At 64.8% G+C, this 21,496-nt stretch carries 20 protein-coding genes and 1 pseudogene; 11 read left to right on the top strand and 10 right to left on the bottom strand.

Annotation, left to right across the window (positions count from 1 at the left end; all coding sequences use genetic code 11):
* Window positions 1-267: 267 nt before the first annotated feature.
* Complete coding sequence (locus tag GGC47_RS26540; RefSeq protein ID WP_429069706.1) at window positions 268-921, top strand: carbonic anhydrase; 654 nt, start codon at window positions 268-270, stop codon at window positions 919-921.
* Window positions 922-1,102: 181 nt separating this feature from the next.
* Here the strand turns inward: GGC47_RS26540 and GGC47_RS26535 are convergent, their stop codons facing one another.
* The 4 genes from GGC47_RS26535 to GGC47_RS26520 all read right to left on the bottom strand — a co-directional run bounded on the left by GGC47_RS26535 (window position 1,103) and on the right by GGC47_RS26520 (window position 4,943).
* A complete protein-coding gene (locus tag GGC47_RS26535; protein ID WP_429069718.1) occupies window positions 1,103-2,956 on the bottom strand; it encodes a type II toxin-antitoxin system HipA family toxin in 1,854 nt (617 codons plus the stop codon).
* Between the two features lie 131 nt (window positions 2,957-3,087).
* Window positions 3,088-3,726, bottom strand: a complete 639-nt coding sequence (locus GGC47_RS26530; RefSeq protein WP_429069705.1) for a gamma-glutamyltransferase — start codon at window positions 3,724-3,726, stop codon at window positions 3,088-3,090.
* Window positions 3,727-4,013: 287 nt separating this feature from the next.
* The gene (locus GGC47_RS26525; RefSeq protein ID WP_429069704.1) at window positions 4,014-4,625 is read right to left on the bottom strand and encodes a uridine kinase family protein; all 612 of its coding nucleotides are present in this window, start codon (window positions 4,623-4,625) and stop codon (window positions 4,014-4,016) included.
* 60 nt (window positions 4,626-4,685) lie between these two features.
* On the bottom strand, window positions 4,686-4,943 hold the full coding sequence (locus GGC47_RS26520) for an SRPBCC domain-containing protein (protein WP_429069703.1): 258 nt from the start codon (window positions 4,941-4,943) through the stop codon (window positions 4,686-4,688).
* 174 nt (window positions 4,944-5,117) lie between these two features.
* On the opposite strand from GGC47_RS26520, the gene GGC47_RS26515 reads away from it, so the two are divergent.
* From GGC47_RS26515 to GGC47_RS26480, 8 genes and pseudogenes are all read left to right on the top strand, one after another.
* The gene (locus GGC47_RS26515) at window positions 5,118-5,336 is read left to right on the top strand and encodes a hypothetical protein (protein ID WP_429069702.1); all 219 of its coding nucleotides are present in this window, start codon (window positions 5,118-5,120) and stop codon (window positions 5,334-5,336) included.
* A 209-nt stretch (window positions 5,337-5,545) separates the two neighbouring features.
* Window positions 5,546-5,869: a hypothetical protein gene (locus GGC47_RS26510; protein ID WP_429069701.1), complete on the top strand. Its 324-nt coding sequence runs from the start codon at window positions 5,546-5,548 to the stop codon at window positions 5,867-5,869.
* A 119-nt stretch (window positions 5,870-5,988) separates the two neighbouring features.
* Window positions 5,989-6,243, top strand: coding sequence for a FitA-like ribbon-helix-helix domain-containing protein (locus GGC47_RS26505; RefSeq protein ID WP_038358212.1), 255 nt, complete (start codon window positions 5,989-5,991; stop codon window positions 6,241-6,243).
* Window positions 6,240-6,662: a type II toxin-antitoxin system VapC family toxin gene (locus tag GGC47_RS26500; protein WP_038358210.1), complete on the top strand. Its 423-nt coding sequence runs from the start codon at window positions 6,240-6,242 to the stop codon at window positions 6,660-6,662. Before GGC47_RS26505 ends, GGC47_RS26500 begins: the two co-directional genes overlap by 4 nt.
* A 91-nt stretch (window positions 6,663-6,753) precedes the next feature.
* A complete protein-coding gene (locus GGC47_RS26495; RefSeq protein ID WP_429069700.1) occupies window positions 6,754-6,987 on the top strand; it encodes an autotransporter domain-containing protein in 234 nt (77 codons plus the stop codon).
* Between the two features lie 483 nt (window positions 6,988-7,470).
* Window positions 7,471-8,007, top strand: a pseudogene (locus tag GGC47_RS26490) (IS3 family transposase); the annotation flags it as partial.
* A gap of 626 nt (window positions 8,008-8,633) precedes the next feature.
* Complete coding sequence (locus tag GGC47_RS26485) at window positions 8,634-9,728, top strand: glycosyltransferase family 4 protein (RefSeq protein ID WP_429069699.1); 1,095 nt, start codon at window positions 8,634-8,636, stop codon at window positions 9,726-9,728.
* A 17-nt stretch (window positions 9,729-9,745) separates the two neighbouring features.
* A complete protein-coding gene (locus GGC47_RS26480) occupies window positions 9,746-11,959 on the top strand; it encodes an amylo-alpha-1,6-glucosidase (protein WP_429069698.1) in 2,214 nt (737 codons plus the stop codon).
* Window positions 11,960-11,996: 37 nt separating this feature from the next.
* Here the strand turns inward: GGC47_RS26480 and GGC47_RS26475 are convergent, their stop codons facing one another.
* The 4 genes from GGC47_RS26475 to GGC47_RS26460 form a co-directional block, all read right to left on the bottom strand.
* Entirely contained in the window at window positions 11,997-12,215 is a 219-nt protein-coding gene (locus GGC47_RS26475) for a hypothetical protein (protein WP_112764277.1), read from the bottom strand.
* Window positions 12,216-12,386: 171 nt separating this feature from the next.
* Window positions 12,387-12,662, bottom strand: coding sequence for an NADH dehydrogenase ubiquinone Fe-S protein 4 (locus GGC47_RS26470; RefSeq protein WP_429069697.1), 276 nt, complete (start codon window positions 12,660-12,662; stop codon window positions 12,387-12,389).
* A gap of 226 nt (window positions 12,663-12,888) precedes the next feature.
* Complete coding sequence (locus GGC47_RS26465; RefSeq protein WP_429069696.1) at window positions 12,889-13,398, bottom strand: Hsp20/alpha crystallin family protein; 510 nt, start codon at window positions 13,396-13,398, stop codon at window positions 12,889-12,891.
* 103 nt (window positions 13,399-13,501) lie between these two features.
* Entirely contained in the window at window positions 13,502-13,978 is a 477-nt protein-coding gene (locus tag GGC47_RS26460; RefSeq protein WP_429069717.1) for an Hsp20 family protein, read from the bottom strand.
* Between the two features lie 334 nt (window positions 13,979-14,312).
* On the opposite strand from GGC47_RS26460, the gene GGC47_RS26455 reads away from it, so the two are divergent.
* Complete coding sequence (locus GGC47_RS26455; RefSeq protein ID WP_429069695.1) at window positions 14,313-14,660, top strand: hypothetical protein; 348 nt, start codon at window positions 14,313-14,315, stop codon at window positions 14,658-14,660.
* A gap of 424 nt (window positions 14,661-15,084) precedes the next feature.
* Here GGC47_RS26455 and GGC47_RS26450 read toward each other — a convergent pair whose 3' ends face one another.
* Complete coding sequence (locus GGC47_RS26450; RefSeq protein WP_429069694.1) at window positions 15,085-15,999, bottom strand: MarR family transcriptional regulator; 915 nt, start codon at window positions 15,997-15,999, stop codon at window positions 15,085-15,087.
* Window positions 16,000-16,886: 887 nt separating this feature from the next.
* On the opposite strand from GGC47_RS26450, the gene GGC47_RS26445 reads away from it, so the two are divergent.
* Window positions 16,887-20,942: an autotransporter outer membrane beta-barrel domain-containing protein gene (locus tag GGC47_RS26445; RefSeq protein WP_429069693.1), complete on the top strand. Its 4,056-nt coding sequence runs from the start codon at window positions 16,887-16,889 to the stop codon at window positions 20,940-20,942.
* Between the two features lie 130 nt (window positions 20,943-21,072).
* Here GGC47_RS26445 and GGC47_RS26440 read toward each other — a convergent pair whose 3' ends face one another.
* The gene (locus GGC47_RS26440) at window positions 21,073-21,297 is read right to left on the bottom strand and encodes a beta-propeller fold lactonase family protein (RefSeq protein WP_429069716.1); all 225 of its coding nucleotides are present in this window, start codon (window positions 21,295-21,297) and stop codon (window positions 21,073-21,075) included.
* Window positions 21,298-21,496: the final 199 nt, after the last annotated feature.

Raw genomic sequence — 21,496 nt, 5'->3', positions numbered from 1 at the left:
TTTTCACATTCGGCGAGCCTAACCGGCTCGGACTCAAGCACATCGCTCATGGGGAATCCCTGCAAAGTTTGGACTTCGCAGCCTCCATTGCCTGTAGCAGTAATGCGGTGCCTGCTGTGAGGGTGAGTGCGGCGACAAGGTTGATGAAACGTCGCTTTAGCAGCTCGGATCGCTCGCAGCGCAGGCTGATCTGGGGAGGCTTTAGCTATGTGTGACCTGTGCGCCCGGCCCATATCCGGAATGTCCCGCCGCGGCCTTTTTGCCGGCATGGCAGCCTTCAGCGCCACCGCTGCGCTCTCCCCGCGGGCCTTCGCCCAGGCGGCGCCACAGAATGCGATCACGCCGGACGAGGCGCTGAAGCGGCTGATGGATGGTAGTGCGCGCTACGCGGCCAATACGTCGAGCAATCTGGATTATTCGGCCGGCCGGGCCTCGCGGGTCACGGTCCAGCACCCGATCGCCGCAATTCTAAGCTGCGCGGATTCACGCGTTGCGCCGGAACTCGCCTTCGATCAAGGGCCCGGCGATCTGTTCGTGGTTCGCCTCGCCGGCAATTTCGTCAATGCCGATGGGCTGGCGAGCCTCGAATATGCGGTGAAGTTCCTCAACACACCGCTCGTCATGGTCCTTGGCCATTCGCGCTGCGGAGCCATCGATGCCGCGATCAAGGTCGTACGAGACGGGGCGAGCCTGCCGGGCCATCTCCAAGAGATGGTTCGCGAAATCAGGCCCGCCGTCAAAGCTGCCAAGGCCGACAAGCCGGACGATGTGCTCGCTGCGGCGGTTGCAGAGAATATCCGTCGGGGCGTGCGGCGCCTCGAAACGGCCAAGCCGATCCTCGCGGATTTCGTGAGGAGCGGAAAGGTCAAGGTGGTCGGCGCCCATTACGAATTGGCGAACGGGAAAATCACTCTGCTCTGACCGCTCCGCGCGAAATTATCCCGCTAGCTCCGGTCGATCAGCCTTTACCCAAGCGTCTTGTCATGAGGCGGCTCAGCCTGTCGGCAAAGGCGCTCGCATCAGCCGGGCGCTCACCGTAGCAGACACGCATAGACTGCTCCGGCGAGCTTCTGCCCCTACCGGCGCGCCGATTCACTATCTGTCATAGGAAGACTCCGATACGTTCGACAATGATACCACGCATCGCATCCTCCGCAGTTTTGGTTGCTCCTTCTGCCACTCGCTCCGGCAGCGCCATGCGAAGTGCTGCGTCACGCAAGCGCGTAGCCAATTCGCCTATCGCCGCCTCGGCCCTGGCCGCCGGCAGATCGATGGTTCGGGCAAGCGTCAGGAAATCCTGACGCGTCAGGCGATCGTCCTTGCCATTGAGTTTCAACGCCATCCGATCGCCGGCAAGGCCCGGGAACACACGGGTCGTGACCGCATCATAAAGCGGCGCGAACCTCACGGTCGCGAACCGACGTGATCCTGGCTCGGCACACTTCAACAGCGCCAGGTTCTTCAAATGCATGTCGCCGTCGGCGATGAACCAAGCGAACAGGGCGCGCCGGAACAAGATTTCGAGATCGGGGGCCGGATCGGTCGATAACGGGCGCAATCTCCGTGCCATGCGCTCGATCGTGCCGTCATATTTCGCCGAAGTCGGCAGCCCTAGGATCGAGCAGAAGTCCTCCATCGCCAGCATGCGATGATCCTCCGCGCTTCGCCGGATGTCGAAACGTTCGACAAGAAGCGCCGGCGGCATGCCGTCGGGCATCTCGACCAAAGCGGCTTCGGGCACGGCGAAGCCCACCGCCCTGCCGAGCTCGAGACAAAGCCACTCGACGACCGGAAGCGTCTCGAAGCCGGCGGTGCCGGCCGGCTTGAAGATATGGGTGAACGGCCGCTCGATGGCCGGCACCAGCAAGCCGTCGGTGGTCAGGCACATCGGTGCCTTGATCTGGACGCCCGACAGGCGCGGAGTTTGGGCCTGAGCGTAGAGCCGCGCCAAATTCTGCTCGAAGGTCCCCTCGATCTCGCCCCTCCCCGGCCCCCGGTACTGCCCGGTGAAGCAGCCCCCCTGCGAGAAGGCCGCGAGTTCACCCTGCAGAACGTCCGCAGGAATCGTTGCGAGTTCCTCGGGCTTTCGGACAATCGCGATGTTTGACAGATAGCGCCGGCCCGAGCGCAGCACGTCACGCTCGTCGCGCTGATGCAGAATCTGGGCGAGCCATCCCTCTGGCAGGAGGGACTCGATGAATGGCGGCAGACCACCCGGCATCGTCTCGCGGATGAGCGGCGGACCGCCGCCTCGCCCCGAAGCCCGCCATCGCCATTCAAAGCCATCATGACTCAGATGCCCGAGCCGCGTTCCGTGCCAAGCGACGAGAAAGTTCAACGCCGCCTTGTTGCCGGCGATCTTGTCCGTGGACGGCCGGGCCAGCAGGTAGCGCTCCGCCCCCTCGCCTTCGCGATACCAGCCATTTTCGCGAGCAAGCGCCCAGACCGCGTCCGCGGCATCTCGGGGCGTCCCGTATTCCTCGACGAGGCGCGTCGCCATCTGCGCGCGCATGGTGTCGGAGATCGCGGTCGCGTGCTCGCTGCGCAGCCGGAAGGCTTCCAGAAAGCGCTGGCGCGGGGACGACGCCTCGACGCGTAATTCACCCATGTCGTCTCCCACGACGACGCCGACGGTCGATGGATGCGTCGGCACCACGTTCTGGACGATCTCGAGCGACCACAGGCGCGTGCGCTGGTTGCGCCGTCCACTGATGAACAACCGCCCATCCGGGGTCGGCCCCAGCAGGCTCGCACTGGCCGAAGATAAATAGGCGGCAGGATAGAGGTAGCGGGCGATCCGCACGGCATGGCCAAGGATGGTCACCTCGATGTCAGCCATCGCATCGACATAGATGCCGCGGACCAACTGAGTGAGCTCGCCTGCCTGTGCCCGCAAATGGGCCCGCTTGGCGTCGATCGTCTCGCCGACCAGGTGGAGCACGGAATGATCCCGCATTTCAGATGCACGATCATTCCTCGCCAACATCACCATGTCAAGAATTATCACGCATCTGAAATGCGCGATAATGACCATTTTTTTGAGCCGAAGCCGAGGGCGGTCCAACTGCAGTCGAGCCGGAGCACCTCTCACAATACGCGAATGGCCATGCCGTCGCGCTGAGGATCGGCACCACCGGCCCAGCCCGACGGTTCGACCTTGATCCCATGCGGCGCGCCGAATGCGTATGATTGATAGGAGCGCGCGACGGGATACCCCAGCGCTTCGAGCTCGTCCGTCACGCGATGCTCGATGCGGTTGGAGACATCGATCGTGTCGCTCAGGCAAACGATGCGGGGCGCTGAGACAGCCTCCGCCATCGTCATGTCGAAGTCGATGACATTGCTCAAGGCCTCCGCGAGGGCCGGCACGATAAACGTCCCGCCTGGAGCTCCCAGCGCCATCACCGGGCGCTCGCCTTCGAACACGATGGTCGGCGCCATGGCGCTGCCCCGCGCCTTGCCTGGCGCGATGGAACCGGCTCTTCCCGGCCGCGGATCAAACCCGCTCATGGCGCCGTTGTACATGAAGCCGAGGCCGGGAGTGATCGCGCCGGACGGCTGGCCGAGCGTATGCGTGATCGTCACGGCATTGCCGTCATCGTCCATGACGCAGCAGACGGTGGTGTCCGGCGGATCCTTCGCGAGCGCGGAGCGCGCGACATGCGCCTTTTCGCCGGCCCGGATGCGGGACGCATGGGCTGCGGCATGCGCCTGCGACAGCAGCATCTCGATCGGACGTCGACGAAATCGGGACCTCCCATGTGGGCGTCCTTGTCGATGATCATCCACTTCATCGCGTCCGCCAGGATCCGTAGATGCTCGGCCGAATTATGGGTGAGCGAGGCAAGTTCGAACTCTTGCAGGATCTGATACAGCGTTGCGGATCCGCCCAGCAGCGAATACTGGTGCTGAAGTCCGCTGTGCGCATCCCGCCTTTGCTTTTACGTCCCTGTCGTGTTTTTCGCGCGCTCGCATGACAGCGGGGACGCCGTGGCGGCCGCCGAAGGATCTGATCAACCTAACCGGCGCATGACGTGAGTGGCAATCTCCGCGATTACGTCGAAGGCGGCTGACGGCATCAGATTCTGGAAGTAGTAGGCCTCCGCTTCGTGCCATTGCCGTTCCCAAGGGCCAATAACGCCCTCGCGCGCCAGAAGGCGGGCCGTTCGTGCCTCGTCCGCCACGACCAGCAGGACCCGCAGGTCGATCAAATCAGCCAGTTCCGGTCGCGCGGCATAAACGCCTTCGAGGATCACGATAGGCTTTGGCGCGAGCCTGGTCGGCTGATCGCAAAGCCGGCCATCAAAGGTTACCCAGTCAAACGCTTGCCAGACGGCGACACGACTGCCGCGCAGATCTTCCAGCACACGGTGTTGCCGCGTCCAGTCGATGCAGGCGGATGCGCGAGCCTGAGGGCTATCGTCGCGAAGCGCGATGCCGCCCACATAGAAATCGTCCCCCTCGATGACGGCGGCGTCGAGCCTGTCCGCTAGCGTCCGCGCCAACGTGGACTTGCCTGCGGCGCTCCGGCCGTCCAGGGCAACAATAAAGGGCCTGGTCATTCCCTTTGCCCGCGCGGCGATCATGGCCGCAAGTGCGGCCGCATCGTTCAGCACCTGCGGCATGCCTCTCTCCCCGTTCCGGTCGAGCCTCTCAGAGCCCTCTCGCCAGCGCCTCCAATTGGCTCAGGCATGTCCCCAGCCCTCAAAGAAACCCATCTCCTCGTGCTTGACGCGGGCCGCATCATACTTATGCAGCACCAAGGCGCGGTAGAGCGTGCCGCCCGGCACAGCCTGCATCGTGAGGTCGGCGCTCATGAATGTTTCCGCATTTGGCCGGAATCCGGGCCCCAGCGCGTCGGTCCAGACAAGACGCCGCTCCGGCTCGGCCAGCAGGATGCAGCCGGGGTTTCGTCCATCTCCGCTCGCCTTGGGCGAAGCCATGACGAGCGGCCCCGTTCGGTTCGACCGGATTGAAAAGAGACAGAAGATGACCGCTTCCACCGTGCCGCAGCGCGCCGCCCTTTATCTGCGCGTTGTCCTCGACATGACGGCGCATTAGACGCCTACGGTACGGACCTATCTCGGGCGCATCCCAAGGCCCATATCCTCGCCGCCGTGCGCGACGCCGTGGGCGCCGAGGCAGCGGAGCGGATCGCGGACAAGAAGAAGCAGGAGTTGGCCGAAGCCGCCGAGCAGCTTCTTGCCGGAACCGGCTGGCTTCCGCCCGTGCTGCGCACCGAGCGGCCCGCGTGGTTGGCCGACGAACGGTCGGAGGCGCGGATCACCGAAGCTGAGGATGCGGACGATGCGGCTTTCGCCATCGCGGCGGAATGAGCGGAAGGCCGGGGCCGCGCAAGCGGTCCCGGCCTTCCATCGGAAAATCGCGGCCGCGCGGATGCCCGCGCGGCCGAATACCTCGGCAGTTCAACAACGGCCACGCCTGAAAGGTTCGACAGAACGGACAAGCATCTGCACCATGCCCAGGGTTCAGCCGTCACGACCATGACGGCACGAAAGGCGGTGCGGCAAGTAAAGGTGAGATCATGGCCGCGGTGATGTTCATGAGCATTGGCCAGACCGCCGCGCAGTTTGCTTATCAGACCGGCTCCGGCTTGATCGGCGCAGGGCTGGTCGAGCTGTTCTCCGCTGGTGTCGCCTTCGACATTTTGGCCGGACTTTTCGAGATAATCCGCTCGCCGCTACTGCGTCTGATCGTGGCGCTGATCTTCGCCGCGCCTGCCGCCGTCGCAGGCTATGCGCTGGTTCACGGAATCACTAAGGAGGCCGTGCCGTTCGACATCTGGCGGCAAATTTCTGCATCGTCGGCGGAGGATTCGTTGGCGTCGCTGCGTGGATGCGACTGGTAGCGGGCTCGGTCAGCCCGCGAGATAACGGGTTGCCCTACGGATGAGGGCGCGCCTAGCGATCTGATGGCACATTGTCTATATTGATAGCGTCGCTATCAGTAAGAGAAAGACGCCATCATATGCCCGCCGTCACCATTCGCAACCTGTCCGAAGAGGCCCATCGCGCCCTCAAGGTGCGCGCGGCCCATCATGGCCGCAGCGCGGAAGCCGAAATGCGCGACATTCTGGAAACGGCGGTTCGCCCCGCCAACCGCCTTCGCATCGGCTCAGCCCTGTCGGCATTGAGCCGGAAGGCCGGGCTGACCAATGCCGATTTTGAGGCGCTGGAACAGGACCGCGATCGGACACCCGCCATGCCCATGAGCTTTGAATGATCGTTCTGGATACGAATGTCGTCTCCGAGGCGATGAAGCCGGAGCCAGCTCCCGCCGTGCGTGACTGGCTCGACGAGCAGGCCGCCGAAACCCTCTACCTTGCCAGCGTGACCGTCGCGGAGCTGCTGTTCGGCATCGGCGCGCTGCCGGACGGGCGCCGCAAGCAAATGCTTGCCACCACGCTCGATGGGCAGCTTGCCCTGTTCGGCGGCAGAATCCTTCCCTTCGATACGGATGCTGCCCGCCGTTATGCTGACATCGCGGTTGCGGCGCGTAACGCGGGCAAGGGCTTTCCGACACCGGACGGCTATATCGCAGCCATCGCAGCCGCTCACGGCTTCGCCGTCGCCACGCGTGACACCAGCGCCTTCCACGCGGCGAACGTCCCTGTGATCGACCCGTGGAAAGCGGGACGCTGAGGACGCGTTCTGGCGATGGAAACCGCGATTATCTTGCTGCTGATCGGCTTCGGCGCCGGTTTGCGCAAGGGCATGGCCGTGACGCTGCGCGGTGGCCTGGCGCCACGCCTTCGGTGACGTCGATCCGAAGGCGACGCTCGCCTTCGCCGGATCCAGCACGTTCACCGTTGCGGGCCTGCCGATCGCGCGCGATGCAGCCATGGTCGAAGCCGGGCTCGATCTTGCCATCGCCCGTAATACGACCCTCGGCGTGAGCTATACCGGCCAGCTCGCCGAGGATGCCCAGGACCATTCCTTCAAAGGCGTGCTCGCCGTCAAGTTTTGAAGGCAATTCACACATTGTCTCGCGTCTGCACGGCAATGGAAACACACCGCCAGTCCGTCACAGCGCCCGCAAGGCCTTGTCACGACACCGCCTAAAACGAAAAAAGGCCTGGCACCGAGCGATTGGGCCGGGCAGAACGCGACCGATGATGCGCAGCGACGACGTGCCTGCCGCGTGGCTGAGCTGGGCTGCGTCTTCTCCGGATCAATCCCACCTTTTGGAAGCGAGCCAGGCAAGCACCACGACGGCCATCATACCGGCTGCGATCAAGAAGGGGTTTTCCATGTCGTCCATCTAGCGCAGGGGATCCTGCCGGCGTGTTAATTCTGGACCACCGGGTTCGTGGCAACACCTCTCATGAAGTTGACGTGCCTATCCGAATAAGCGGTAGCGAGGGCAACGTGATCTGAGCCCTTAAAACTGGATCGCTTCGGGTTAGAGTTTTCGGCGTCGTTTCCCATGGGCTGGGAGGAGCGGAAGGCGATGAAGGCTTCGAAGTTCTCGGACGCGCCGAAGGCGTTCATCCTGAAGCAAGGAGCGGACGGGATTCCGGTGGCGGAGATCTGCCGCCGGGCCGGGATCAGCCAGGCGACCTAATTCGCTTCGCGGACCTTCGGTTCAACTGGAAGAAGAAGTAAGACGGGCTACTGCCAGCCAAGATGCGCCGGCTGAAGCAGCTCGAGGACGAGAACGCGAAGCTGCGCAAGCTGGTCGCCGACCTCGCGCTGGACCGGGAGATGTTGCAGGACGTCATCCGCCGAAAGCTCTGAGGCCTGGTCGCAAGCGCGAGCTCGTCGGCAAGATGCGTGGCGAATGGCAGGTGTCGGTCCGGCGGGCAAATCGTGCCGGCCCGACCAGGCCCCCTTGGCCGCCCGGATCAAGGCGATCTGTGAGACCCGCGTTCGCTATGGCTATCGCCGCGTCGACGTGTTGCTGCGGCGCGAGGGCTGGCATGTCAATCAAAAGCGGATTCGAAGGATCTACAATGAGTTAGGTTTGCAGCTCAGGAACAAGACGCCTGGCGGAAATCGTTCTTGTCCTGCTGGCTCAAATCGGCCCCGCTCGTTCTTGGCGTAAAAGGTAGCGCCAACAGCGGCATGTTGGCTGGATCACCCCCGCTTGCCTCGCCCGTCCAGCGCCCAACGCACCTTGCGGATGTCGCCTGCTCCCTGAATGATCGCCCGCTGTTGGTTTGTGGGCTAGATGGTCACCAGCAAGACCCAATTAGCCATAAGGACCTGATCGGACCAGTCGATCTCAGCGCGGTCAGTAATGAGTTCCGGCTGCAGTAGATCGGCCATGTCGTTGCGAACCGACTCCGGTCCTCGCAAAGCCATGCTCTGCAGATCTTGAAGGCTCGGGCGGCGCTCCCTAACTCGACAGCGATGCGCGGGTGTTCCGCCCGCTCGCATCTTCATGACACCGCCAACGGAGGAGGTCCTGCCCCGCATGGCCGCTGTTTGGTTCGTCGCGGCCTTATGCCGGGCGAACCGAATTCGAGGATGCGGATCGGCCGCATCTCGATCAGGAAGCTGCGGCTCCAGTTGGGAGGTCCGGAACGACGGCCACGCCCATGCGGGTGGCCGGAGGACCTCTCCGGTAGGTGCTCATTGTCAACGCTTTGCTCGAATGAGGAGGTTTTGTCGATGAAGATTGCTCAGATCGCTCCGCTCGCGGAGTCCTGCCCGCCACGCCTCTACGGGGGCACCGAACGCATCGTGTCCTATCTGACCGATGAACTCGTCCGTCAGGGACATCAGGTCACGCTCTTTGCGAGCGCCGACTCGAAGACGAGGGCCGAGCTCGTCCCGTGCTGCGACATGGCCCTGCGCCTGAATCCGGCTGTTCGTGACCCGCTACCCTACCACATGCTCATGCTCGAACAGATCCGCCGCAGGGCAGAGGAATTCGACGTCCTGCATTTCCATATCGATTTCATGCATTACCCGCTCGCCGCCGCCTTCGGCGACCGGATGGTGACCACGCTGCACGGAAGGCTCGACTTGCCGGACCTGCCGCCATTCTACTCGGTCTTTCCCCACTATCCGCTGGTCTCGATCTCCGACGACCAGCGCCGGCCCCTGCCGAAGGTGAACTGGGTTGGCACGGTGCATCACGGCCTTCCGGAAGACCTTCTGCCTTTCAGCCCCGATCCGAAGGACGGCTACCTCGCCTTCCTCGGCCGCATCTCGCCCGAGAAGCGGCCCGACCGCGCCATCGAGATCGCCGCTCGCGCCGGCATGAAGCTGAAGATGGCGGCCAAGATCGACAAGGCCGACCAGGCCTACTGGGACACGACGATCGGGCCGATGGTGGCTTCGCATCCCAATGTCGAGTTCGTCGGGGAAATCAGCGAGCATGACAAGGCCGAATTCCTCGGCAATGCCCGCGCCCTGTTGTTCCCGATCGACTGGCCGGAGCCGTTCGGCCTCGTCATGATCGAGGCGATAGCCTGCGGCACACCGGTCATCGCCTTCCGAAACGGATCGGTACCCGAGGTGATCGAGGACGGCGTCACCGGCTTCATCGTGCGCGACCTCGACGAAGCCGTCGCCGCTGCCCGGCGCGTCCACCGGCTCGACCGCGCCGAAGTGCGCGCGACCTTCGAGGAGCGCTTCACCGCCGGGCGGATGGCGCAGGACTACCTCGCCATCTATCGCGACCTGCCGGGCCTGCGCCGCGCCGCCATGAGGCTTCCGGCCGAGATCGTCAGCGACATTGATCTGCGGGCGCTCGCCTGACGAATGGGAGGAAGCTGATGCACGGCAGCACCAGCGTGGAAGCGGTCGCCCACGCGCCGGCCCCGGCCGGCCCCGGCGCACCGCTGGCACAGTTCTTCATTCCGGCGGCCGCCTCGCTGCAGGAGCGGCGGCCACGCACCCTCAAGCACGGCGATACCTTCGCCGTGTTCGACCACAATGGTGATGCGCTCGCCGGGCCGGGTAGCCCCGAGGGCCTCTATCATCGCGACACCCGTTATCTCTCGCACCTCTACCTGACCGTTGACGGACAGCGGCCAATGCTTCTGTCCTCGACGCTGCGCGATGATAATGCGACGGCGACGTGCGACCTCACCAATCCGGACCTATTTAATGCCGAGGGCCGGCTAATCCTGGAACATGACCTTTTGCATCTGCGTCGGTCCCGCTTCCTGTGGAACGGCGCCTGCCATGAGCGTATCGCCATCCGCAATTTCGACAACCAGCTGCGGCGGGTGCGGATCGACATCGCCTTTGCCGCCGACTTCGCCGACCTGTTCGAGGTGCGCGGTACCGTGCGGGCACGCCGGGGGGTGCTGCAAGAGCCGGAGGTGGCACCAGACCGGGTCAGGCTCGCCTATCTGGGGCTCGACGGACGCCGGCGGGAGACGACGCTGCGTTTCGATCCGACGCCGCAGGAGCTCGCGGCGGACCGCGCGACATTCGTCTTTGATCTTGCTCCGCGCGAAGCGAGCACGCTCGTGCTGGAGATCGCCTGCGACAAAGTGTACGACGAGCCGGCGCGTCCCGCGTTCCTTCGCGCATTGAGGGATGCGCGCCGGGCGCTGCGTTCCTCCGCCTCACGGGCCACGGCGATCGTCAGCTCGAACGAGATCTTCAACGAGGCGGTGCGTCGCTCGGTCTCCGACCTCTACATGCTCGTCACCGACACGCCCGAGGGGCCTTATCCTTACGCGGGCATCCCGTGGTTCAGCACGGTGTTCGGACGCGACGCGCTGATCACCGCGCTGGAGACGCTGTGGCTGGATCCCGCCATCGCCCGCGGCGTGCTCCAGCATCTCGCCGCCAACCAAGCGAGGGAGTTCGACGCCGAGGCCGATGCCGAGCCCGGCAAGATCCTGCACGAGGTGCGCCACGGCGAGATGGCGGAATTGAGGGAGGTGCCGTTCCGACGCTACTACGGCAGCGTCGATTCCACCCCGCTCTTCGTCATGCTGGCGGGCGCCCATTTTGAGCGGACCGGCGATTTCGCGACGGCGCGCCGGCTCTGGCCTCATGTGCAGGCGGCGCTCGGCTGGATCGAAAAGCATGGCGATCGCGATGGCGACGGCTTCGTCGAATACGGACGGCGGACCGAAGAGGGGCTGATCAATCAAGGCTGGAAGGACAGTTACGATTCCGTCTTCCATGACGACGGTGCTCTGGCAGAGGGGCCGATCGCACTTGCCGAGGTGCAAGCCTATGTCTACGGCGCCTGGCGCGCCGCTGCCGAGATTGCCGGTGGACTCGGCCATGTGGCGGAAGCGACGCACTTCGAGCGCCGGGCGGAGCGCCTCCGGCAGAGTTTCGACGAGGCCTTCTTCGATGAAGCGCTCGGTACCTATGTGCTCGCGCTGGACGGGGAGAAGCGGCCTTGCCGGGTGCGGACGTCGAATGCCGGCCACGCACTGCTCACCGGCATCGCGCTGCCGGAGCGTGCTGCCGCGCTCACACGCACGCTGATGGGGCCGGGTCTGTTTTGCGGCTGGGGCGTGCGCACCCTGTCGAGCACGGAAGCGCGCTACAATCCGATGAGCTATCACAACGGCTCGGTCTGGCCGCACGACAATGCCCTGATTGCCGCAGGCCTCGCCCGCTACGGCTTCAAGCGCGAGGCGGCGCGAATCTTCGAAGGGCTCTTCGCCGCTTCAACCTATATCGATCTACGCCGCCTGCCGGAACTGTTCTGCGGTTTTCCCCGCCAGCATACGCGCGGGCCGACCTTCTATCCGGTGGCCTGCATGCCGCAGGCCTGGGCAGCAGCAGCGCCGCTCTTCATGCTGCAAAGCTGCCTCGGTCTTGGCTTTGACCCGGGGCGGCGGCACGTCACCTTCGATGAGCCGACGCTGCCGGAGTTCCTCGACGAGGTCACGCTGCGCAACCTCGTGCTCGACGGCGGCGGCGCCGACGTGACGCTGCGCCGCTCCGGGGCCAAGGTTGTCGTCGACGTGCTTGAGCGGCGCGGGGCCCTGCGGGTCCTAACAACGAGCTGAGCGTACCGGCGGCGACCGGTCGGGGCGCCACCGGTTTTCAATCCTCGGGGTTGATTTCCAGTGTTTCGAACAAGTCGACCAGCTCGGCGACCCGGCCGGAGGGCAAGGGGCGGCCATCATTGATCAGCGCCTCGTCCGCATTAAACCAGGCCCAGGCCTGGGCGAGCTCTTCACGCGTCGCGCCAATCTGACCGATCTCCGCGACCAGCGTCGCGTCGACCGGGCCGAGAATCGCGACGATGTCTTCGGCCGTCATGCCGGTCCTCCTCGCTTGATCCTGTTCAGGAGATAGGGGGCGAGGCGCGGCAGGTGAACCCTCCCGCCGACAAATGATATCACCGCGGCGATTTCCAGTTCTCCGGACCGGGTGGGTCGTTGCGGTTCGCAGCTCCGTCGATGGCGCGTCAGTAGCTGTTCTGAAGGTCCTTCAGCCCGAGTTTTCGCAGCGTCGCATCGGAGAAGGCATGGGCCGACCCGCCGTGCGCCGCCGGTCGCGCGCCGATCCGTTCCTCGATTGAATGACATAGAAAGGCCATTGTAATTCGGCGTAACGGACGGCCGAATGCCGCTTCGGAAAATCGAGTTCCACCTGGGTCAGCATATCCTCGCCGCTTGTCCAGCCCATCAACGGTTCGATGAAAGGCGCGCGGCACGGCACGAAGCGCAGACGCGAGCCCTTCGTCGGCGTTTTGCCCGACGTCATCACCGACCGCGACGGCCTGTAAATGCAGGCGACGGCGTCATCGGGAAAGCTCGAGCGCCCCGTCGCAAGCGGCTTTTGCCGGTTGTCGTTCGACGGCCGCCCGGCGAGGCATGCAGTTTCGTCGTTTTCTTAACCTGTCCTGTTGTCTCCATCTCATCCCTGCCGAGTCTGGCGAAGGATGCTGCCGGCGGCGGCGATCGGGCCCGCCGCCGACGCTTGCCATGCGTCAATTCTTGATGGTGATGCGCCTGACCTGAGACTGCGCTTTCTCGCTCTTGGGCAAGGTCACGGTCAGCACGCCGTTCCTGAAGCGCGCATCGACCATGTCTTCCTTGACCTCGGTGCCAAGCGGAATCCGGCGCTCGAAGCGGCCGTAGAAGCGCTCGGAGAACTGCCTGTCCTTGTCCTCCGTCTCAGAGCGCTTCTCGCCCTTCAGCGTTAGCACGCCGTCGTCGAGCAGGACCTCGATGTCCTTTTCCTCGAGCCCCGGCACCTCGGCCGTCACCTTGATCTCCTTCTCTCCATCGGAGATCTCGACGCTCGGCCAGCCCCCGCCGAAAGCAGAGGCGCCACTGAGCGACGGCAGGCCCGAACCGAAGCCGCGGAAAACGTCCTCGAACAGCCGGTTCATCTCGCGGTGCAGTGACAGGACCGGGTCGCGATCGCCGTCGCGGAAGACACTCGGAACCTGGTTGCCGTTGCCACGGCTCCAGGGGATCAGATCACGGACACTCATTGAATCACTCCTTTCCGTTCCTGTGCTGGACAATGCTGTCCCGTCGGCGCCGGACCCATCGTCCGGCGCCGCATGCGGGCACGTCGTCCGAAATGGCCTGGCCTCAGGCCGCCTGCTTCGCGGTCTCGACCGCCTTTGGTTCGACCTTGGGCAGCACCTTTCCGGTCCCGATCTCGATCCGGCGCGGCTTCATTTCCTCAGGAAGCTCGCGCCTGAGGTCGATGGTCAGCAGGCCGTTCACGAGGCTGGCATCGACGACCTTCACGTGGTCGGCGAGCTCGAAACGGCGCTGGAACGCCTGGCCAGGAATGCCGCGATGCAGATACCGCTCATCATCCACGCCGTCCTTCTGGCCCGACACGATGAGCATGTTCTGCTCCTGCGTGACGGTCAGATCGTCCTGCGAGAACCCGGCCACCGCCATCGTGATGCGATAATCGTCCTCGCCCATTTTGGCGATGTCGTAAGGCGGCCAGCTGTTGATCGGTTCAACGCGGCTCGCGGTCTCGAGAGCGTTCAGCATTCGGTCGAAGCCGATGCTCGACCGGAACAGGGAAGTTAAATCGAAAGTGGTTCCCATAGCCACATCCTCCTTTGAGCAACATGGATACAAGAGTAGGTTTACCCGGCCCCAACTGGCAGCCGGCACATTTCGATCTAGGAAAGAGCATCAAGGTTTCAAGAGGTTGAGATCTTGAGCCCGTCGCTCGCAACGGCCCTCCCCGCGATCGCAGAGCGCAGCAGGACAGGCGCTACAGCAATCCGCAAAAAATGCGACCGGCGTAGTGCGGAGACGGCGTTCAGGAGGCGGAGTTTCGATAGCCAATGTGCCCTTGAAGGCCGCCGTCAGATAACCAGATTGACAGACGCACGAGGCTTCGTACTCGCCAGAAGGAGATAGACAGGAGGCCCCGATGAGCCAAACCATGCTTTCGACCGCTCCGATCCGCGCCGGCAATGAGGACGACATCATTGACCGCCTTTTCCACCCAGCTTGCCACTACGGGCATCCCCGGGACGTGCTCACCGATGCTGCGCTTTCGTTGGCGGAGAAGCGCGCCGTGCTTTCGTCTTGGGCCTCGGACGCCTGCGCGATCGCCTCTTGCCCGCCACTGCGCCATCCGCCCTTCGCCGCTCGGGCCGTCAGCTTCGATGAGGTGATGGATGCGCTGGTCGAGCTCGATCGCGCTCCAGAGGATAGCTCCTGCCAAAAAGCTGCCGCATATGGTGGAGAGCACGAGTTCGGAAACAGGGCGATTTAGCGGTAGAATGGAGCTGCTGGGCTTCGCGACGTCTAGGCCGTTTTGGAGCCGGCTCGTCAGCTTGCCGGCTGCTGAAGAGCCGCGCTCCGGAGGTCGCCCCGATTCGAGCGTGCATCCAGCTTGTTCACCCATATCGCCCGGTGGTCTCAATGGCCAGCGCGCCGGTCGCGATCTTCATGGTTCGTCGAGCAAGGAGCACCAGCCACAGTTGCCGTGTCTGGTTCCGCTGCGCGCGCCACACAACGGCCTGCGCACCCCGACAAGCAGCTGCCGCTAGAGTCTCGTATGCTTAATCGGACGCATATCCGGCGTGTCTGAAGAGATTTCGGCACTCTGCCGGGGTGATGAGATCGCAGATGTTGCCGACGGTGAGCCAGAGGGCGTCGAAGATCGCTCTTGGCTCATCATTCGAGGAACGAGCCATCTAGCTGCGAGTATCGAATTCACGCTCAGCGAGGAGCCGGTAATGTGCCATCTGGCCTGCCGCCCAGGTCTCGAATTCCGACAAAAAGTCTGCTGAGACGGCAACGCTGCGACCACCGCGGTCGACGCTGAAACAGCCGCGTCGTTCCGCATTGGCAAAGATATTGCCGACGTGCTGCCTTGAGACGCGAAATCGCTCGGCCAGCCCGCCATAGGAGAGAGGCGCCGGCGCAGCGGCGTCCGCCAGCGCGGCATAGTGTGCGGCAAGAACGGCAGACAGAACCGGATAACCGCAGTCCTGCCCGGTGAACTCGACCACATTGCAAAAGGGCGCGAAGTAGAGATCCTCCTGCAGAAACATCTCGTAGGAGGCCCCAAGCCAATCCCCCAGCCCCGCAGGCTCCAATCGAAGCCTCGCAGCTATCGGCGACGCAGCTGGATCGAGGTGCTCGGAGGCGCCGAGAAAGGCCAGGGGTGATCGGCCGATTTCCTGAAGCAGCGTCATCGAGGGGCTCAACCGCAAAGCTCGACGGTCAGTCGGGAGCCGGCTCGCGACTAGGTAACCGCCCAGCTTGAGCGTGCCGACCAGCTCCGCGATCTGCCGGGCACTGGCTGGCGCGATACGCTGGAGCGCGGCCAGCGTCGGCGCGTCGCCGTCTCCCCGGCGCCAGCGCGCATCGAGACCGATCAGAACAAAGGAGACGAGATAGCGCAGCTTCTGGCCGAAGAATTTGTCCGCCGGCCAGGACGTTGCCAGCGGCTGGGTCATTGCGGCGCAGTACAAGCGCAAGGCATCGCGAAACCCGCTGCGGCCGATCAGGCTGGCGGCATAGGGCCACGGACCTTTGTCGATATGGAGCGCGATTGAACGATGGAGCATGCCGGCACGAGTGGCTGGTTCCGAAACATCATGCATGGCCGGATGCTTGCAGATTTTGGACTTTGCGACGTGAGGTCGGCATGGCCTTGATGCGTTTGCCCGACAACAGTTGATGAGCCAATTGATATCCCGCTATGCGAAAGATCGCTACCCGCTCAAAGGATTTAGGAGGAAGCCGGCGAGATATCGGCGGTAGCACCGTTTTGATTAAATCGGATCGCTCGACTTTCCGTGCGGCATTGATTTTGACGACGCTGCTTATACCTTTGAAGAATTTCGGGTGCGGAACTGCGCTTTCCCAGACTACTGGCAATATCGGCGGACTCGCTAACGTTTCGACTGACCAACCATTCCCTTACGACAGAGTAAAGTTCATCGGGACGGACGGACATATCCGCGCCCTGGACGATCTCAGTCTTGGTAGCCTCGTTATCATGGATACAGGTTCCATTGGTCGGCTGTCTGTCGTCTCTGGACGCTTGATGAATGTCTATTTTCACAGTTTCTTGACCGGGTCGACCGTGTATTTCGGATCGGCCTCGGATACCGGCAACATCAACTTCAATGGTTGGTACGGGACAGGTGGAATCAATCTCAATCTTGTCCTGGACGGCGGGACATTGACGGCTCTGACCGTTAAGCCTGGAAGTGCAAGCGTTCTGTCGCTCAATGCGGCGCTGAGCCTGGCCAAATCCCTTACGATCAACAATGATGCGACGCTTTATCTATCGGACGAGGCTGCCAGGATTTCCCGTCTTGAGGGCAACGGCCAGATCGGCATTGCCGGACAATCACTTACGATCGGCGGAGGAACATTTTCAACCAGCATAACGGGCGCGTCGCGCCTCATATTCACTGGCGACAGCACGTGGACCGGCACCGGCGCCAGCATCGGTACTCTCGAGGTTCGCCCCGATGCAACGTTGGCGACCAGCAACCCCGCGGCAGTGGAAAGCTCCACCAATCTGCAGATCGACGGGACGCACCAACTGAACTCTTCGCTGGCAGTGAACGGCCTCAGCGGCAGCGGGCTGATCGCACTCGGTACCGGGGCGGTTCTGACCGTTGGCTCGCAAAATGCGAACTCCTCCTTCAGCGGCGCGGTCTCGGGCAGCGACGGCGCGCTCACCAAGGAAGGCACGGGCAGGCAGACGCTGACGGGCACCAGCACCTATACAGGTGGCACGACGATTGCGGCCGGCACGCTCGCGCTGGACGGCGCCGGCAGCCTTGCCGCGAGCGGCAGCGTCCGCCTTGCCGCCGCAGGCGCCGGGTTCGACATCAGCGGGGCATCCGGCAACCGGACCATCGGTGCCTTGTCGGGTGTGGCCGGCACCGCCATCACGCTCGGCGCCAATGTGCTGACCTTCGGCAATGCGACAGATCAGACCTTCGCCGGCGCGATCGGCGGCACCGGGGGCATCGTCAAGCAGGGCTCCGGCAGGCAGACGCTGATGGACAGCACCATCTATACCGGCGGGACCACGATTGCGGCTGGCGCGCTGGCGTTGGCCGGCTCGGGCAGCCTTGCCACGAGCGGCAGCCTCCGCCTTGCCGCCGCAGGCGCTGAGTTCGACCTCGGCTTTGCCGCTTCCAACCAGACGATCGGCGCGCTCTCCGGCGTCGGCGGCAGCACCGTTACACTCGGCACGAACACGCTGACCTTCGGCAATGCGACGAACCAGGCCTTCGCCGGTTCGATCGGCGGCACGGGCGGCATCGTCAAGCAGGGCGCGGGCCGGCAGACGCTGAGCGGAACCAGCAGCTATGGCGGCACCACGACGGTTTCCGCCGGCGAGCTCCGCGTCGACGGCGCCCTGACAGGGCTCGGGGCGGTGACGGTCGCAGCCGGCGCGACCCTGTCCGGGACCGGCAGCATCGCCGGAGCCGTGACGGTGGACGGCACCATGTCGGCGGGCCACAGCCCCGGCACGCTGACGGTTGGATCGCTGACACTCAACAGCGGCTCGACCTCGGTCTTCGAGCTGAACACGCCGGGAGTGGTCGGCGGCAGCGATCCCGTCACCGGCAACGACCTCGTCGAAGTTGCCGGCAACCTGACGCTCGGCGGCGCGCTCGACGCGAGCGCTGCGGCGGCCGGCTATTATCGCCTGTTCGACTATGGCGGCACGCTCACCGGCAGCTTCGACAGCCAGAGCGTGACCTCGACCCAGGGCGGCTTCACCATCGCCAGCGCGCAAGTGGAGACGGCTGTCGCGGGACAAGTCAACTTCGCCGTGCTCGGAGCCGGCCAGAGCATGCAGTTCTGGGACGGATCCAATACCTCCGGCAACGGCACCGTCGACGGTGGCGCCGGCACCTGGTCCGGCTTCGGCAGCAATTGGACCAGCAGCACTGGCAGCGCCAATGCCGGTTGGGGCGGCTCGGTCGGCATCTTCGCCGGCAGCGCGGGCGGGGCAGTGAGCGTTGTCGGCCCGGTGGGCTTCGACACGCTGCAATTCTCGACAGACGGCTATGCGCTGAGCGGCGGCACGCTCTCGATCGCGCCGGCGAGCGGAGGAGCCGGCACCTTCAATGTCGACAATGGGGTCGTCGCCAGCATCGGCTCGACCATCGTCGATGGCAACGGCACGGCCATCGTCAAGGCGGGCGGTGGCAGGCTCATCCTCTCGGGTACCAACAGCTACACAGGCGGGACGACAATTGCCGGCGGCGTGCTCCAGGTTTCGGCCGATGCCAATCTTGGCGCGGCCGCCGGCGGCCTGAGCCTCGATGGCGGCACGCTGAGGACGACGGCGAGCTTCACCTCGGCCCGCAATGCCGTGCTCGATGCCGCAGGCGGCATAATCCAGACCGATGCGGACCTGTCCTGGTCGGGTGGCATCGGCGGCAGCGGCGCCCTGACGAAGACCGGCGGCGGCGCGCTGGTGCTGACCGGAACGAACAGCTATGCCGGCGGGACCATGATCGCCGACGGCGTCCTGCAGATCGGCGATGGCGGCACCTCGGGCTCGATCAGCGGCCCTGTCGTCGACAATCGGACGCTCGCCTTCAATCGCTCGGACGACTTTGCCTTCGCCGGTGCGATCTCGGGCACGGGCGACGTGCAGAAGCGCGGTGCCGGCTCGCTCACCTTGACCGGCGCCAACAGCTATTCCGGCGGCACATTGGTCGCGCAGGGCACGCTGATCGGCTCGGCCAGCAGCCTTGGCGTCAGCCAGATCGTGAACAATGGCGCACTCGTCATCGACCAGCCGGTGGACGCCAATTTCGCCAACGCGATCAATGGCTCCGGTTCCTTCGCCAAGCGCGGCGCGGGCAATCTCGACCTGACCGGCACGAGCGCGCTGGCCGGCGCAACCACGATCGAAGCCGGCAAGCTCTCGGTCAACGGTTCGCTCGGCTCCTCGGCGGTGACGGTGCTGAGCGGTGCGACGCTCGGTGGCTCCGGCGCGGTCGGCGGTATCGCCGCCGATGCCGGCGGCACGGTGGCACCGGGCAACTCGATCGGAACGTTGACCGTCTCGGGCAATGTCTCGTTCGCCTCGGGCTCGACCTATCAGGTCGAGGTCAACGCCTCCGGCAGCAGCGACAGGATCGCGGCCTCGGGCTCGGCGACGATCTCGGGCGGCACGGTGCAGGTACTGGCGCAGACCGGCAATTACGCGGCGGCGACCAACTACACCATCCTGACCGCCTCGGGCGGGGTCGGCGGTAGCTTCAGCGGCGTCAGCTCGAACCTCGCCTTCCTCACGCCGTCGCTGGCCTATGACAGCCAGAACGTCACGCTGACCATGACCCGCAACGCCACCGGCTTCGGCCCCGATGGCGGCGGCAGCACGGGCGGTGGGTCCGGCGGGCAGCGCCCTTACATCGCTCAGACGCGCAACCAGAGCTTCATCGCGACCGCGGCGGAGCGTCTGGGAGGCGGCAATCCGGTCTACGACACACTGATCTCGGCGACGGCGGCCGAGGCCCGTGCCGGCTTCGACCTCATTTCGGGCGAGGCACATGCTCAGGGCGTCTCGGTGATGATCGATGAGAGCCGGCTGGTGCGCGACACCATCCTTGGCCATCTGCGCAGCCCACTGCTGACGCAGGCGCCAGGCCAGGTCGCAGGCGCCTTCAGCGCCGACCTGCCGGGCAGGAAGGGTGTGATCACGATGCCGGCCCCGGTGCCACCGCCGCGTTATGCGCTCTGGGGGACGGCCTTCGGCAGCACCGGCGACAGCGATGGCGACGGCAATGCCGCGAGCCTCAACCACCGCAGCGGCGGGGCGCTGCTCGGGGCGGATCTCATGCTCTATGACGCGCCGGGCTCTTCGCTGAAGATCGGCGTAGCCGGCGGCTACAGCCAGTCGCGCTTCGACCTCAATGCACGTCTCTCCAGCGGCAGGCTCGAGAGCGGCCATGCCGCGCTCTATACCGGGGCCCGCTTCGGCAGCCTGCGCTTCGATGCCGGCGCGGCCTATTCGTGGAGCGAGAGCGACATCCGCCGTCAGGTCTCAATCCGCGGCTTCGGCGACCTCCTGCGCCTGCAGCGTCCGGGCCAGGTCGCGCAAGGCTTCGCCGAGCTCGGCTATGGCCTCGCCTTCAGCGGCTTCGCGCTCGAACCCTTCGCGCAGCTGGCGCTGATCCGGGTCAGCACGGATGCCGGCAGCGAGCGCGGCGGGGCAGCGGCCCTGCGCCTGCTCTCCAGCGACCAGACGCTGGGCTTCAGCACGCTGGGCCTGCGCGGCGAGGCACAGCTTGGGGCGGTGCCGCTGTTTGCCCGCGCCATGCTTGGCTGGCGCCACGGCTTTGGCGAGCTCATCCCGCAGGCACGCACCGCCTTCGTCGCCGGCACCACCCCGGCCACGGTCTTCGCCGCCAGGATCGACCGCGAGGCGCTCGTCGCCGAGGCCGGGCTCGACTGGCGGATATCGCAGGCCACCGTGCTCGGCTTGACCTACTCCGCCGCCATCGGTGAACGCTCCCGCGATCACGCCCTCAAGGGACGCGTCGAAATGCTGTTTTGAGGGCGGCCAAGCTCGACGTCCACTCTCGCTGACCTGTCAGATGTCGTGCGGGCTTGAGCTCACCCCGCAAGTTGCGGATGCTGGCCCGCCGCCCAGAAGCAGACCTTCGGATTGGCCGGCAACATACCGCTCAATTCCGGTGTAGTCGATCATGGAAGGTCGCTGATCTCGACCCCGTTTTGGTCTTGCCGAGCGCGATTCTCTGAAGCTCCTTTATCGCACCGGATTGCGGGTCGATGGCGTATAGCGTCGCAGAATTCGACTTCTGGCCCGCCGCGACTAGAGAGCGCCCCCGCAGGCCGATATTTAAGCCTCGCGGCTGCCTTTCGGTGGTGAAAGTGTCGGCTGGCGTCAGGAGGTCGGTCCGCGCACCCGACCGGAGTGCCGGCGTGCCTGCGCGTAGGGGTGGACAGGCCGGAACGGCAGTTGAGGACGGCGCGGCCTCGCCCGACCCGGCAGGACCGCCGTCCGGGGCGGGCCGCGCCAGCGCGCCATTCCCGGCCGCGCTCCCAGGCCGCGGTCTGGAAATTCGCAGAGCCGCGTGCTGTTTATCT

Origin of the sequence: Allobosea sp. OAE752 (genome assembly GCF_050433265.1) — a bacterium.
In the GTDB taxonomy this organism is placed as follows: Bacteria; Pseudomonadota; Alphaproteobacteria; order Rhizobiales; family Beijerinckiaceae; genus Allobosea; species Allobosea spartocytisi.
This window is presented reverse-complemented; position numbering and strand designations above follow the sequence as displayed.

What these genes read in the sequence shown, in the direction of transcription:
- GGC47_RS26540 (WP_429069706.1), top strand. Translation starts at nt 268, where the DNA reads ATGGCAGCCTTCAGCGCCACCGCTGCGCTCTCCCCGCGGGCCTTCGCC.
- GGC47_RS26535 (WP_429069718.1), bottom strand. Translation starts at nt 2,956, where the DNA reads ATGCGGGATCATTCCGTGCTCCACCTGGTCGGCGAGACGATCGACGCC.
- GGC47_RS26530 (WP_429069705.1), bottom strand. Translation starts at nt 3,726, where the DNA reads ATGCTGCTGTCGCAGGCGCATGCCGCAGCCCATGCGTCCCGCATCCGG.
- GGC47_RS26525 (WP_429069704.1), bottom strand. Translation starts at nt 4,625, where the DNA reads ATGCCGCAGGTGCTGAACGATGCGGCCGCACTTGCGGCCATGATCGCC.
- GGC47_RS26520 (WP_429069703.1), bottom strand. Translation starts at nt 4,943, where the DNA reads ATGGCTTCGCCCAAGGCGAGCGGAGATGGACGAAACCCCGGCTGCATC.
- GGC47_RS26510 (WP_429069701.1), top strand. Translation starts at nt 5,546, where the DNA reads ATGGCCGCGGTGATGTTCATGAGCATTGGCCAGACCGCCGCGCAGTTT.
- GGC47_RS26505 (WP_038358212.1), top strand. Translation starts at nt 5,989, where the DNA reads ATGCCCGCCGTCACCATTCGCAACCTGTCCGAAGAGGCCCATCGCGCC.
- GGC47_RS26500 (WP_038358210.1), top strand. Translation starts at nt 6,240, where the DNA reads ATGATCGTTCTGGATACGAATGTCGTCTCCGAGGCGATGAAGCCGGAG.
- GGC47_RS26485 (WP_429069699.1), top strand. Translation starts at nt 8,634, where the DNA reads ATGAAGATTGCTCAGATCGCTCCGCTCGCGGAGTCCTGCCCGCCACGC.
- GGC47_RS26480 (WP_429069698.1), top strand. Translation starts at nt 9,746, where the DNA reads ATGCACGGCAGCACCAGCGTGGAAGCGGTCGCCCACGCGCCGGCCCCG.
- GGC47_RS26475 (WP_112764277.1), bottom strand. Translation starts at nt 12,215, where the DNA reads ATGACGGCCGAAGACATCGTCGCGATTCTCGGCCCGGTCGACGCGACG.
- GGC47_RS26470 (WP_429069697.1), bottom strand. Translation starts at nt 12,662, where the DNA reads ATGACGTCGGGCAAAACGCCGACGAAGGGCTCGCGTCTGCGCTTCGTG.
- GGC47_RS26465 (WP_429069696.1), bottom strand. Translation starts at nt 13,398, where the DNA reads ATGAGTGTCCGTGATCTGATCCCCTGGAGCCGTGGCAACGGCAACCAG.
- GGC47_RS26460 (WP_429069717.1), bottom strand. Translation starts at nt 13,978, where the DNA reads ATGGGAACCACTTTCGATTTAACTTCCCTGTTCCGGTCGAGCATCGGC.
- GGC47_RS26455 (WP_429069695.1), top strand. Translation starts at nt 14,313, where the DNA reads ATGAGCCAAACCATGCTTTCGACCGCTCCGATCCGCGCCGGCAATGAG.
- GGC47_RS26450 (WP_429069694.1), bottom strand. Translation starts at nt 15,999, where the DNA reads ATGCATGATGTTTCGGAACCAGCCACTCGTGCCGGCATGCTCCATCGT.